This is a genomic window from Streptomyces sp. AHA2 (assembly GCF_036857595.1).
In the GTDB taxonomy this organism is placed as follows: Bacteria; Actinomycetota; Actinomycetes; order Streptomycetales; family Streptomycetaceae; genus Streptomyces.
In genome coordinates this window covers 184,231-196,657 of the sequence record NZ_JAUQWJ010000010.1, presented here as the reverse complement: position 1 = coordinate 196,657, position 12,427 = coordinate 184,231, and the positions used below count along the sequence as shown (strand labels likewise).

The 12,427-nt window shown below is 72.5% G+C and carries 11 protein-coding genes; 4 read left to right on the top strand and 7 right to left on the bottom strand.

From position 1 onward, the window contains the following. The first annotated feature begins 91 nt into the window (after positions 1–91). Positions 92–1,594, top strand: a complete 1,503-nt coding sequence (locus tag Q5694_RS21805; protein WP_333934885.1) for an amino acid permease — start codon at positions 92–94, stop codon at positions 1,592–1,594. A 95-nt stretch (positions 1,595–1,689) separates the two neighbouring features. Here Q5694_RS21805 and Q5694_RS21800 read toward each other — a convergent pair whose 3' ends face one another. Further along, complete coding sequence (locus tag Q5694_RS21800; protein ID WP_333934884.1) at positions 1,690–2,061, bottom strand: NTP pyrophosphohydrolase; 372 nt, start codon at positions 2,059–2,061, stop codon at positions 1,690–1,692. An 82-nt stretch (positions 2,062–2,143) separates the two neighbouring features. Here Q5694_RS21800 and Q5694_RS21795 point away from each other — a divergent pair, with 82 nt between their 5' ends. Further along, positions 2,144–3,163 (top strand): hypothetical protein, encoded by a 1,020-nt coding sequence (locus tag Q5694_RS21795; protein ID WP_333934883.1) that lies wholly within the window; start codon positions 2,144–2,146, stop codon positions 3,161–3,163. A 100-nt stretch (positions 3,164–3,263) separates the two neighbouring features. Here Q5694_RS21795 and Q5694_RS21790 read toward each other — a convergent pair whose 3' ends face one another. From Q5694_RS21790 to Q5694_RS21770, 5 genes are all read right to left on the bottom strand, one after another. Continuing rightward, positions 3,264–5,393: a 3-hydroxyacyl-CoA dehydrogenase NAD-binding domain-containing protein gene (locus tag Q5694_RS21790; RefSeq protein WP_333934882.1), complete on the bottom strand. Its 2,130-nt coding sequence runs from the start codon at positions 5,391–5,393 to the stop codon at positions 3,264–3,266. After that, positions 5,390–6,607, bottom strand: coding sequence for a thiolase family protein (locus Q5694_RS21785; protein ID WP_094052740.1), 1,218 nt, complete (start codon positions 6,605–6,607; stop codon positions 5,390–5,392). Before Q5694_RS21785 ends, Q5694_RS21790 begins: the two co-directional genes overlap by 4 nt. Positions 6,608–6,834: 227 nt before the next feature. Then, complete coding sequence (locus tag Q5694_RS21780) at positions 6,835–8,124, bottom strand: ribonuclease D (protein WP_333934881.1); 1,290 nt, start codon at positions 8,122–8,124, stop codon at positions 6,835–6,837. Positions 8,125–8,252: 128 nt separating this feature from the next. Next, on the bottom strand, positions 8,253–8,915 hold the full coding sequence (locus Q5694_RS21775; RefSeq protein WP_003993737.1) for a response regulator transcription factor: 663 nt from the start codon (positions 8,913–8,915) through the stop codon (positions 8,253–8,255). 327 nt (positions 8,916–9,242) lie between these two features. Continuing rightward, positions 9,243–9,917 carry a DUF3000 domain-containing protein gene (locus Q5694_RS21770; RefSeq protein WP_333934879.1) on the bottom strand — a complete coding sequence of 225 codons (675 nt, stop codon included), beginning with the start codon at positions 9,915–9,917 and terminating at the stop codon, positions 9,243–9,245. A gap of 100 nt (positions 9,918–10,017) precedes the next feature. On the opposite strand from Q5694_RS21770, the gene hemE reads away from it, so the two are divergent. Further along, positions 10,018–11,085 carry a uroporphyrinogen decarboxylase gene (gene hemE / locus Q5694_RS21765; protein WP_333934878.1) on the top strand — a complete coding sequence of 356 codons (1,068 nt, stop codon included), beginning with the start codon at positions 10,018–10,020 and terminating at the stop codon, positions 11,083–11,085. A 13-nt stretch (positions 11,086–11,098) separates the two neighbouring features. Here hemE and Q5694_RS21760 read toward each other — a convergent pair whose 3' ends face one another. Continuing rightward, positions 11,099–11,917 (bottom strand): rhomboid family intramembrane serine protease, encoded by an 819-nt coding sequence (locus tag Q5694_RS21760; protein ID WP_333934877.1) that lies wholly within the window; start codon positions 11,915–11,917, stop codon positions 11,099–11,101. A gap of 134 nt (positions 11,918–12,051) precedes the next feature. Here Q5694_RS21760 and Q5694_RS21755 point away from each other — a divergent pair, with 134 nt between their 5' ends. Next, positions 12,052–12,384, top strand: coding sequence for a hypothetical protein (locus Q5694_RS21755; RefSeq protein WP_333934876.1), 333 nt, complete (start codon positions 12,052–12,054; stop codon positions 12,382–12,384). Positions 12,385–12,427: the final 43 nt, after the last annotated feature.

Sequence of the window (12,427 nt, the reverse complement as noted above, 5' to 3'; positions counted from 1 at the left end):
CGGCCCATTGGCGTGAATGCGTCCGTGCCGGGGCATACGGAGGGTGCCACCTCTCGATCATGTCGAGGACGACAAGCGTGGGAGGTACCCCGTGAGCAGTACCCTCTTCCGGACGAAGAAGGTCGAGCAGTCCATCCTCGACACCGAGGAGCCAGAGCACGCGCTCAAGAAGTCCTTGTCCGCGCTGGATCTGACCGTCTTCGGCGTCGGTGTGATCATCGGTACCGGCATCTTCGTACTCACCGGCACAGTCGCCAAGAACAACGCCGGGCCCGCCGTGGCCCTGGCGTTCGTGGCGGCCGGCGTCGCGTGCGCGCTCGCCGCGCTCTGCTACGCCGAGTTCGCCTCCACCGTTCCGGTCGCCGGGTCCGCCTACACGTTCTCGTACGCCTCGCTCGGCGAACTGCCCGCCTGGATCATCGGCTGGGACCTCGTCCTGGAGTTCGCGCTCGGGACGGCGGTGGTGGCCGTCGGCTGGTCGGGCTACATCCAGTCGCTGATGGAGAACGCGGGCTGGACGATGCCCGCGGGCCTGGGCAGCCGCGAAGGCTCCGACGTGTTCGGCTTCGACATCCTCGCCGCCGTGCTCGTCCTCGTGCTCACCGGCATCCTCGTGCTCGGCATGAAGCTGTCGGCGCGGGTCACCTCGATCGTCGTCGCCATCAAGGTGACCGTCGTCCTCGTCGTGATCATCGCGGGCGCGTTCCTCATCAAGGGCGCCAACTACGACCCGTTCGTCCCGAAGTCCAAGCCGGTGGAAGCCGGGGCCAGTCTGGACTCCCCGCTGATCCAGCTCATGTTCGGCTGGGCGCCCTCGAACTTCGGCGTGATGGGCATCTTCACCGCCGCGTCGGTCGTGTTCTTCGCGTTCATCGGCTTCGACGTCGTGGCCACGGCGGCGGAGGAGACGCGCAACCCGCAGCGGGACATGCCGCGCGGCATCATCGGCTCCCTGATCATCTGCACCACGCTGTACGTGCTGGTGTCGATCGTCGTCACCGGCATGCAGCACTACAGCAGGCTGTCCATCGACGCGCCGCTCGCGGACGCGTTCAAGGCCACCGGGCACCCGTGGTTCGCGGGCTTCATCAGCTTCGGCGCCGCGGTCGGCCTGACGACGGTGTGCATGATCCTGCTGCTCGGGCAGACGCGCGTGTTCTTCGCGATGAGCCGGGACGGGCTGCTGCCGCGGTTCTTCTCGCGCGTGCACCCGCGGTTCAAGACCCCGCACCGGCCGACGATCCTGCTGGGCGTGATCATCGCGATCCTGGCCGGGTTCACGCCGCTGACCGAGCTGGCCGCCCTGGTGAACATCGGCACGCTGTTCGCGTTCGTGGTCGTGGCGATCGGCGTGATCATCCTGCGCCGGACGCGCCCGGACCTGCCCCGCGCCTTCCGCACCCCGTGGGTGCCGGTCATCCCGATCCTGTCGGTGTGCGCCTCCCTGTGGCTGATGATCAACCTGCCCGCCGAGACGTGGGTCCGGTTCGGCATCTGGATGGCCGCCGGGTTCGTCCTGTACTTCGTGTACGGCCGTACGCACAGCCGCCTGGCCAAGGGGGAGGAGCCGGCGGCGCCGGCCGGCCGGCGGTAACCCCCGCTGCGCTGCACGCACCCGTGCGGCCCCGGCAACGGCGCCGAGCGGCAGCAGACCCCGGCCCGGCCACGTCACGACGTGGCCGGGCCGCCCTACGGCCGGGCCGTCCGGGGACCGGCCACGTCGGCGCCCAGTTCCCCGACCCGGCCCCGGAGTTCACGGTCCGCCGTGATCACCAGGACGCGGCGGTCGCCCGCCGACGCGACCACCTCCACGATGTGGTCGTCGCCGCTGCCGCGCGCCGGCGACACCCTCACACCGGGTACGGACCCGACGTCCCGCGCCGCCCCCTCCACCACGAGCACGATCTCCACGGGCCCGGGCACCCCGGCGATCCCCTCCGACGCGAGCCGGTCCCGCAGCCGCTCCGCGGCTCCCTTCCGGTCCCGCCACCATCCGTCCGGCACCGATCCGACGACGTTGGCCGCGTCGACCACGACGAGGACAGGCTCAGGCGTGTTCATGTGGCCAGGGTCGCACGGCGCCGGGCGCGCCACGCGGGGGTGGGCCGCGCGCCGGGCACCGGGGCCCGCATAAAGTGAACTGGTGAACGGCGACTGGCTCCTCCGCGGCCGCGACGGCCGCCTCACCGTCTACCTGCCCTCCGGCGAAGCCGTCCTGTGCCGCGCGGAACGCGGCCCGGGAGGCCCCTGGGAGGAGGTCCCGCGCACCGTCGGCGGCAGCCAGAAGCTGCACCCGGGCGGGGCGGTCGGACAGGGCACCGACCGCTACGCGCACCTGGCGGCCTGGCGCCCCACCGTGCCGGGGGAGTCCGGCCTGGTGCACACCACCCACTTCCGGCCCCGCCTGGCGCCCCTGGACTGGGTGCCGATCGGGCACCCGGACAAGCAGGGCGAGCGGACGGGCCCGCCGGCCGTGGCCGTCGACGGCCCGGGGCGCGGCTACGTCTTCGTGCGCAACGGCGCCGGCGGGGTGAGCCTGCGCAACCAGAAGGTCAAGGGCGGCTGGGGCGGCTGGCTGGACCTCGGGGGCGAGGACGTCGGCGAGCAACTGGCGCCCGTGGCGGCGGAGTCGGGCCGGGTGGAGCTGTACGCCTCGGCGCCCGGGGCGATCCTGCACTGGGTGCAGGAGGGGGACGGCAAGAAGCCCGTGCTGGCCGAGACCGTGGAGGTCGCCGTCCGGCCGGGGACGCTGCGCGCGCTCGCCACCTCCGCCGACCACACCACCGTCTTCTTCACGGACGAGTCCGGCGACCTGTGCGCCTGGCGCCCCGGCGGGAAACCGGTGACTCTCCTCGCGGCCGCCGGGCCCGGGCCGGTCTGCGCCGTGCGGTGCGTCATCGAGGGGCACGACTGCACGGTCCTCGCCCAGCGGTCGGCGAGCGGCCGGGTCGCCTTCGCCGCCTACCCGACCGAACAGGAGCCGGCCGGGGCCTGGTGGACCGAGTCGGGCCCGCACCTGCCGTCGGACGCCCTGGTGTCACTGGCGCTGGACGAGCACGAGGAGGTCGTCGCCGCCACCTTCTCGCCCTCCGCCGGCACGCTCAGGCTCGCCCGGCGCAAGGACGAACCGGGCCTGGCGCTCACCGCCTGGCGCGAACTCTGAGCAGCCCGGCCGGGGGCGCACCGAAGGACACCCGCACAGGACGGGAGGGCCTTCCGCGCGGTCGCGGAAGGCCCTCCTGCTCGTCAGTTCAGCGCGGGGTTCACGCCGGGACGGACGCCACGCCCTGTGCCAGGAACCGCTTGCCGTTGACCCGCTCGGAGACACCCTCGCGGTCCAGGTACGGCGTGATGCCGCCCAGGTGGAAGGGCCAGCCGGCGCCCGTGATGAGGCAGAGGTCGATGTCCTGCGCCTCGGCGACGACACCCTCGTCGAGCATGATGCCGATCTCCTGCGCCACCGCGTCGAGCACGCGGTCGCGGACCTGCTCCTCCGTCAGGACGGTGTCGCCCTGCTTCAGCAGCGCGGCGACCTCGGGGTCCAGCTCCGGCTTGCCGGAGTCGTGAACGTAGAAGCCGCGCTTGCCCGCCTCGACGACCGCCTTGAGGTTCGGGGAGACCGTGAAGCGGTCCGGGAACGCCCTGTTGAGCGTCTCGGAGACGTGCAGGCCGATGGCCGGGCCGACCAGCTCCAGCAGGACCAGCGGCGACATCGGCAGGCCGAGCGGCTCGACGGCCTTCTCGGCGACCTCGACGGGGGTGCCCTCGTCGATGACGTTCTGGATCTCGCCCATGAAGCGGGTCAGGATGCGGTTCACGACGAACGCCGGGGCGTCCTTGGTGAGGACCGCGGTCTTCTTCAGCTTCTTGGCGACGCCGAACGCGGTGGCCAGGGAGGCGTCGTCGGTCTTCTCGCCGCGGACGATCTCCAGCAGCGGCAGGACCGCGACCGGGTTGAAGAAGTGGAAGCCCACGACCCGCTCGGGGTGCCGGAGCTCGGAGGCCATCTCCGACACCGACAGGGACGAGGTGTTGGTGGCGAGGATCGCGTGCGCCGGGGCGACCGCCTCGACCTCCGCGAACACCTGCTGCTTGACGCCCATCTCCTCGAAGACCGCTTCGATGATGAAGTCGGCGTCCGCGAAGCCCTCGGCCTTGTCCAGCACACCGGACACCAGAGCCTTGAGGCGGTTGGCCTTGTCCTGGTTGATGCGGCCCTTGCCCAGCAGCTTGTCGATCTCGCCGTGGACGTACCCCACGCCCTTGTCGACGCGCTCCTGGTCGATGTCGGTCAGCACGACCGGCACCTCCAGACGGCGCAGGAACAGCAGCGCGAGCTGGGAGGCCATCAGACCGGCGCCGACGACACCGACCTTGGTGACCGGGCGGGCCAGGTTCTTGTCCGGGGCGCCGGCGGGGCGCTTGCCGCGCTTCTGCACCAGGTTGAAGGCGTAGATGCCGGCGCGCAGTTCACCGCCCATGATGAGGTCGGCGAGGGCCTGGTCCTCGGCGTCGTAGCCCTGCTGGAGGTCGCCGTTCTTGGCGGCGGCGATGATGTCCAGGGCGCGGTAGGCGGCCGGGGCGGCGCCGTGCACCTTGGAGTCGGCGATGAAGCGGCCCTTGGCGACGGCCTGGTCCCAGGCCTCGCCGCGGTCGATCACCGGACGCTCGATCTTCAGCTCGCCCTTGAGGACGGCGGAGGTCCAGATCAGGGACTGCTCCAGGAAGTCCGCGCCCTCGAAGATCGCGTCGGCGATCCCGAGCTCGTAGACCTGCTTGCCCTTGAGCTGCTTGTTCTGGTTGAGGCTGTTCTCGATGATCACCGAGACGGCCTTCTCGGGGCCGATCAGGTTCGGCAGCAGGGTGCAGCCGCCCCAGCCGGGGACCAGGCCGAGGAAGACCTCGGGCAGGGAGAACGCCGGCACGGCCGCGGAGACGGTGCGGTAGGTGCAGTGCAGACCGACCTCGACACCGCCGCCCATCGCGGCGCCGTTGTAGTAGGCGAAGGTCGGCACGGCCAGCTGCGACAGCCGCTTGAAGACCTCGTGGCCGCCCTTGCCGATGGCGAGCGCGTGCTCGTGCTCCTTGAGGATCTCCACGCCCTTGAGGTCGGCGCCGACCGCGAAGATGAACGGCTTGCCGGTGATGCCGGCGCCGACGATCTCGCCGTCCGCCGCCTCCTTCTCGACCTGGTCGATCGCGGCGTTCAGGTTCGCCAGCGAGGCCGGGCCGAAGGTGGTCGGCTTGGTGTGGTCGTGGCCGTTGTCCAGGGTGATCAGGGCGAAGCGCCCGGCACCCAGGGGGAGGTCGAAGTGGCGTACGTGCGCACTCGTGACGACCTCGTCCGGGAACAGTTCGGAAGCCTGCTTCAGCAGCTCGGCGGTGGTGCTCACTTGTCCCCCTCGAAGTGCGGGTTCTCCCAGATGACCGTCGCGCCCATGCCGAAGCCGACGCACATGGTGGTCAGGCCGTAGCGGACGTGCGGCTGCTCCTCGAACTGGCGGGCCAGCTGCGTCATCAGGCGGACGCCGGAGGAGGCCAGCGGGTGGCCGAAGGCGATGGCGCCGCCGTACTGGTTGACGCGCTCGTCGTCGTCGGCGATGCCGTAGTGGTCGAGGAAGGCCAGGACCTGGACGGCGAAGGCCTCGTTGATCTCGAACAGGCCGATGTCGGAGATCGACAGGCCGGCCTGGGCCAGGGCCTTCTCCGTGGCCGGGATCGGGCCGTAGCCCATGACCTCCGGCTCCACGCCCGCGAAGGAGTAGGAGACCAGGCGCATCTTCACGGGGAGGTCGTTCTCCCGCGCGAACTCCTCGGAGGCGATGAGGGAGGCCGTGGCGCCGTCGTTGAGACCGGCCGCGTTGCCCGCGGTGACCCGGCCGTGGACGCGGAACGGGGTCTTCAGGCCCTGCAGGTTCTCCAGGGTCGTGCCCGGGCGCATCGGCTCGTCGGCGGTGACCAGGCCCCAGCCCGTCTCCCCGGCTTCGGCGTTGGTGCGGCGGACCGAGATCGGCACCAGGTCGGCCTGGATCTTGCCGTTGGCGTACGCCTTGGCGGCCTTCTCCTGGGAGCGCACGGCGTACTCGTCGGCGCGCAGCTTGGTGATCTGCGGGTAGCGGTCGTGCAGGTTCTCCGCGGTCATGCCCATGAACAGGGCCGACTCGTCGACCAGCTTCTCGGAGACGAACCGCGGGTTGGGGTCGACGCCCTCGCCCATGGGGTGGCGGCCCATGTGCTCGACACCGCCGGCGATGGCGATGTCGTAGGCGCCGAAGGCGACGGAGCCGGCGACCGTGGTGACGGCGGTCAGGGCGCCGGCGCACATGCGGTCGATGGAGTAACCGGGCACGGACTGCGGCAGGCCGGCCAGGATGCCCGCGGTGCGGCCGATGGTCAGGCCCTGGTCGCCGATCTGCGTGGTCGCGGCGATGGCGACCTCGTCGATCTTCTTCGGGTCGAGGCCGGGGTTGCGGCGCAGCAGCTCCCGGATCGCCTTCACGACGAGGTCGTCGGCACGGGTCTCGTGGTAGATGCCCTTCGGGCCCGCCTTGCCGAACGGGGTGCGGACGCCGTCGACGAAGACGACGTCCCTGACGGTACGAGGCACGATGGCTCTCCTCCAGGGTCAGGATTGCGGTGCTGCTGCGATGCGCTGAGCGCGCGCTCAGTCCCCATGCTACTTATGAGTAACGTAGCTGCACACCCCTGACAGCCGGAGCGGTGAAGGTCACACCTTCGGCGGTGCGGACCGTCTGCGCAGGACGCGGCGGCGGCGCCGAGGATCTTGGCGTGATCTCGACGCCTCCCTCGCCCCCTGTGAGGGGCGGCCAGCCTCTACGCCGTCTGGGCGGTCAGCGCCTCCACCAGCACCGGTGTGACCTGCTCCACCTGCCACGGACGCGCCCCGTGCCCCGCCAGCGCCTGGGCGACCGACTCGGCGGTGATCTCCTTCGGCGGCTCCCAGCACACCCGCCGGACGGTGTCCGGGGCGATCACGTTCTCCTGCGGCATGGTGAGCCGCTCGGCCAGTGCCGACACACCGGCCCGGGCCGCGGACAGCCGGGCCGCGGCGACGGGATCCTTGTCGGCCCAGGCGCGCGGTGGCGGGGGGCCGGCGACCGGCTGGCCCGGCTGGGGGAGCTGGGCCTCGCTCAGCGCCTTCGCCCGGTCCACGGCCGCCTGCCACTGCTCCAGCTGGCGCTTGCCCATCCGGTGGCCGAAGCCGGTCAGCGCCGCCAGGGCGTGCACGTTGGCGGGCAGGGCCAGCGCGGCCTCCACGATCGCCGCGTCCCCGAGCACCTTGCCGGGGGAGACGTCCCGCCGCTGCGCGATCCGGTCCCGGGTCTGCCACAGCTCCCGCACGACGGCCAGCTGCCGGCGCCGGCGCACCTTGTGCATGCCCGAGGTGCGCCGCCAGGGGTCCTTGCGCGGCTCGGGCGGCGGCGCCGAGGCGATCGCGTCGAACTCCTGCCGCGCCCACTCCAGCTTGCCCTGCCGGTCCAGCTCCTTCTCCAAGGCGTCACGCAGGTCGACGAGCAGCTCGACGTCCAGCGCCGCGTAGCGCAGCCACGGCTCGGGCAGCGGCCGGGTCGACCAGTCGACGGCGGAGTGGCCCTTCTCCAGCACGAAGCCCAGGACGCCCTCGACCATGGCGCCGAGGCCGACCCGGGGGAACCCGGCGAGCCGTCCGGCCAGCTCCGTGTCGAACAGACGGGTGGGCACCATGCCTATCTCGCGCAGGCAGGGCAGATCCTGGGTGGCGGCGTGCAGCACCCACTCGACGCCGGTCAGGGCCTCGCCCAGACCGGACAGGTCGGGGCAGGCCACGGGGTCGATCAGGGCCGTACCGGCGCCCTCGCGGCGCAGCTGCACGAGGTAGGCGCGCTGGCCGTAGCGGTAGCCGGAAGCCCGCTCCGCGTCGACGGCGACGGGCCCGGACCCCGCGGCGAAGGCGGCGACCACCCGGGCCAGGGCGGCCTCGTCCGCGACGACGGGCGGAATGCCCTCACGCGGTTCCAGCAGGGGGATCGGCGCCTCCGTAGCAGAAGATCCGCCGTCGTCCGGAGGGGCGCCTCCGGTGGTTCGCAGTGAGCTGTCTGCTGCGGTGTCGTGGGCGTCGGTCACCTGTCAAGGGTATCCATGTATGGACAGCGCCCGCCGACGGAACGTTCCGTCGGCGGGCGCCCGGGGGTCGCAAACCAGTCATGCCGGGGAAGAGGCGGGTTCGCGAACCGCGTGTGACGCGACCGGGGTCAGTGGATGATCCCGGTCCGCAGGGCCACCGCGACCATTCCGGCACGGTCGCCGGTGCCGAGTTTGCGGGCGATGCGGGCGAGGTGGCTCTTGACGGTCAGCGCGGACAGGCCCATGGAGACGCCGATCGCCTTGTTCGACTGGCCCTCGGCGACCAGCCGCAGCACCTCGACCTCGCGGCCGGACAGCTCGCGGTAGCCGCCCGGGTGGCTCGGGGCACCCGGGGGGCGGCGGTGCAGGCGGGCGGCGGCGGCGCCGATGGGGGCGGCGCCCGGCCGGGTGGGGAGCCCGACGTTGGTGCGGGTGCCGGTGACGACGTACCCCTTCACACCGCCGGCGAGCGCGTTGCGCACGGCGCCGATGTCGTCGGCCGCCGACAGGGCGAGCCCGTTGGGCCAGCCCGCGGCGCGGGTCTCGGAGAGGAGGGTGAGGCCGGAGCCATCCGGCAGGTGGACGTCGGCGACGCAGATGTCGCGGGGGTTGCCGATGCGGGGACGAGCCTCCGCGATGGACGAGGCCTCGATGACATCGCGCACACCGAGCGCCCACAGGTGGCGGGTGACGGTGGAGCGGACGCGCGGGTCGGCCACGACCACCATGGCGGTCGGCTTGTTCGGGCGGTAGGCGACCAGGCTTGCGGGCTGCTCGAGGAGAACGGACACCAGGCCTCCTGGGGTGCGGGACGGGGCCGGCTCGTGGGGGGTGAAGCCGGGACGAACCGTGCTTTCAAGGTCACAGTCGTCTTCGGCACCGACCGCGTCCGCCTTTAGAGAATGATCACGATTCAGTGATAACAATCCGTGCAATTCGGACACGCGGTCGATCATTCGAAGGCCGGACGGTTTCGGTCTGCGTCGCTACACGGTCGAAAGTGGCCGTATCGACAAAGTGATTCGGCCAAGAGGGGGACTCAGGTGTGATCGTCGGCAGGGCATGGTTGACCGCCCCGTACAGGTTCGATCAGTACGGGGTCGGAAACGGGGGGCGGATCAGTGCGAGCGGGGTCCGCGCCGCTGCGGCAGCGTCACGACGGACGCGTCGCCGGGCACGGCCGGGGGCAGTCCTCCGACCTGGGCGAGCAGATCGCACCAGGAGGCCAGGTGCGCGGCCGTGTCCGGCACCCCGCCCAGGCCCTCGCGCGGCGTCCACGACGCGCGGATCTCGATCTGCGAGGCGGCGGGCCGGGCGGACAGCCCGCCGAAGTAGTGGGAGCTCGCACGCGTGACCGTGCCGCTCGGCTCCCCGTAGGTCAGCCCGCGGGCCTGCAGCGCGCCGGTCAGCCAGGACCAGCACACCTCCGGCAGCAGCGGGTCCGCCGCCATCTCCGGCTCCAGCTCGGCGCGCACCAGCGTCACCAGGCGGAACGTGCCGCGCCAGGCGTCGTGCCCGGCCGGGTCGTGCAGCAGCACCAGCCGGCCGTCCGCGAGGTCCTGGTCGCCGTCGACGACCGCGGCCTCCAGGGCGTGGGCCCAGGGGGCGAGGCGCTTGGGGGCGGGCGTCGGCTCCACCTCGATCTGGGGCCGCAGGCGCGCCGTCCGCAGCGCGTCGACGGCGGCCCGGAACGCCGGCGGGGCGGAGTCCGCCTCCCGCCGGTCGTTCCCGGTGTCCTTCGCTTCGTCCATACCGCCAGCGCCGTCCGACAGTCGTCCCTGAGCCGCAGCCATGCGGGAAGGTTACGGGGACCGGGGCCCCGCGCGGGGCTAGACACCCCGCGCCCGCCCCGGGGCCGGATCACGCCGTCCGGCAGCGTGCGAAACTTGCCCCGTGAGTGCCAACGACGCCCCCCGGGCCCAGCAGCCGTCCGCCACGTACGACTCCGCCTTCCTCAAGGCCTGCCGGCGCGAGCCCGTACCCCACACCCCGGTGTGGTTCATGCGGCAGGCCGGGCGCTCACTGCCGGAGTACCGCAAGGTCCGCGAGGGCGTGCCGATGCTCGAGTCCTGCATGCGGCCCGAGCTGGTCACCGAGATCACCCTCCAGCCGGTGCGCCGGCACGGCGTCGACGCGGCGATCTACTTCAGCGACATCGTCGTGCCCCTCAGGGCCATCGGCATCGACCTCGACATCAAGCCCGGCGTCGGCCCCGTCGTCGAACGCCCGATCCGCACCCGCGCCGACCTGGCGCAGCTGCGCGACCTGACCCCCGAGGACGTCTCCTACGTCACCGAGGCCATCGGCCTGCTCACCCGCGAACTGGGTGCCACGCCCCTGATCGGCTTCGCCGGGGCCCCCTTCACCCTCGCCAGCTACCTCGTCGAGGGCGGCCCGTCCCGCACGTACGAGAACGCCAAGGCGATGATGTACGGCGACCCGGAGCTGTGGGCCGACCTGCTCGACCGCCTCGCGGACATCACCGCCGCGTTCTTGAAGGTGCAGATCGAGGCGGGCGCCTCGGCGGTGCAGCTCTTCGACTCCTGGGCGGGCGCCCTGGCGCCCGTCGACTACCGGCGCTCCGTGCTGCCCGCCTCGGCGAAGGTCTTCGAGGCGGTCGCCGGGTACGGCGTGCCGCGCATCCACTTCGGCGTCGGCACCGGTGAACTGCTGGGCCTCATGGGCGAGGCGGGCGCGGACGTCGTCGGCGTCGACTGGCGCGTCCCGCTCGACGAGGCCGCCCGCCGGGTCGGCCCCGGCAAGGCGCTTCAGGGCAACCTCGACCCGACGGTGCTGTTCGCCCCCACGGAGGCCGTCGAGGCCAAGACGCGCGAGGTCCTGGAGTCGGCGGCGGGCCTGGAGGGCCACGTGTTCAACCTCGGCCACGGGGTCATGCCCTCCACCGACCCGGACGCCCTGACCCGCCTGGTGGAGTACGTCCACACGCGCACCGCCCGCTGACGGCAGCCCGCCCCTACCAGCCGGGTCGCGCACGCCTGCCGAACAGGATGCCGCGCGGCTCGGGCGGTGCCGGGGTGCCGGGGCGCAGCGGCCAGGCGATCAGCATGCCGGCCACGAAGCCCACGACGTGCGCCGCGTACGCCACCGTGCCCGCCTCGGACACGCCCGCGCCCCAGGAGTACACCGCCTGCAGCACGAACCACAGGCCCAGCACGATCCAGGCGGGCAGCCGCAGCGGCAGGAAGATCAGGAACGGCACGAGGACCCAGACCCGGGCCCTCGGGTACAGCACCAGATAGGCGCCCAGCACCCCCGCGATCGCCCCCGAGGCACCGATCAGCGGGGCCCTCGAGCCGGCGTCGAGCAGGGCGAAGCCGTAGGCCGCCGCGTAGCCGCAGACCAGGTAGAAGAGCAGGAAGCGGACGTGGCCCATGCGGTCCTCGATGTTGTTGCCGAAGATCCACAGGAACAGCATGTTGCCCAGCAGGTGCAGCCAGCCGCCGTGCAGGAACATCGCCGTCAGGACGCTCAGTTCCGGCGACTTGTCGTAGGCCGGCGGGCCGACGACGCAGCCGGCTCCCTGCGGTCCCACGCCGGTCTCGCCGGTGGGCACCACGGACGGCATCCGATGGTGGATCAGTTCCTGCGGCACCGCCGCGTAGTGGTCGAGGAACGCCTGCAGGTGGCACAGCTGCGCCAGACTCGACTCGCCCGTCAGGGAGCCGGCCATGCCCGGGGTGCGCAGGAACACCACGAGGTTGGCGGCGAGCAGCGCGTACGTCACCCAGGGGGTGCGCCGCGCGGGATTGACGTCGTACACGGGGATGACCACGGCCCACGGGTGCCCGGGCGGGCGGCGGTGAATCGGCCGGTCCGGTGAACGCGGCCGCACGGGCGTGCGTATGAACCGGCAACCGCCCGCGGCGCGGGGAAGGCGCATCGCGGGGCCGACGTGAGGAACAGGCGATGAACGACCGAGTTACTCCTCCGATGCACGCCCTGCCCGACGGCGAGGCCGAACTGACGCTGGTGGTGCGGCTGCCCTGGGAGGACGTGGCCCGGCTCGGCCAGGAGGCCGGGCGGCTGGCGGCCCAGATGCGGCGGCCCGTGACGCTGGACGAGGCGGTGAGCCACCGGTTGCGGTCGGCCCGGGTCGCCGCGCACGCGAAGCCGGCGGGGGAGCAGCCGGCGGCGGTGACGGCCGCGTCGGGGTCGGTGTCGTCCCTGCCGGCCCGTCCGCCCGCGGAGCAGGCGCGACAGGCCATCGACCGGATCAACGGGTCGGTGGGGACCGCGTAGGGCCGCGCCGTGGGGCTGCGGGTCCGCTGCCGGTGCGGGCCCG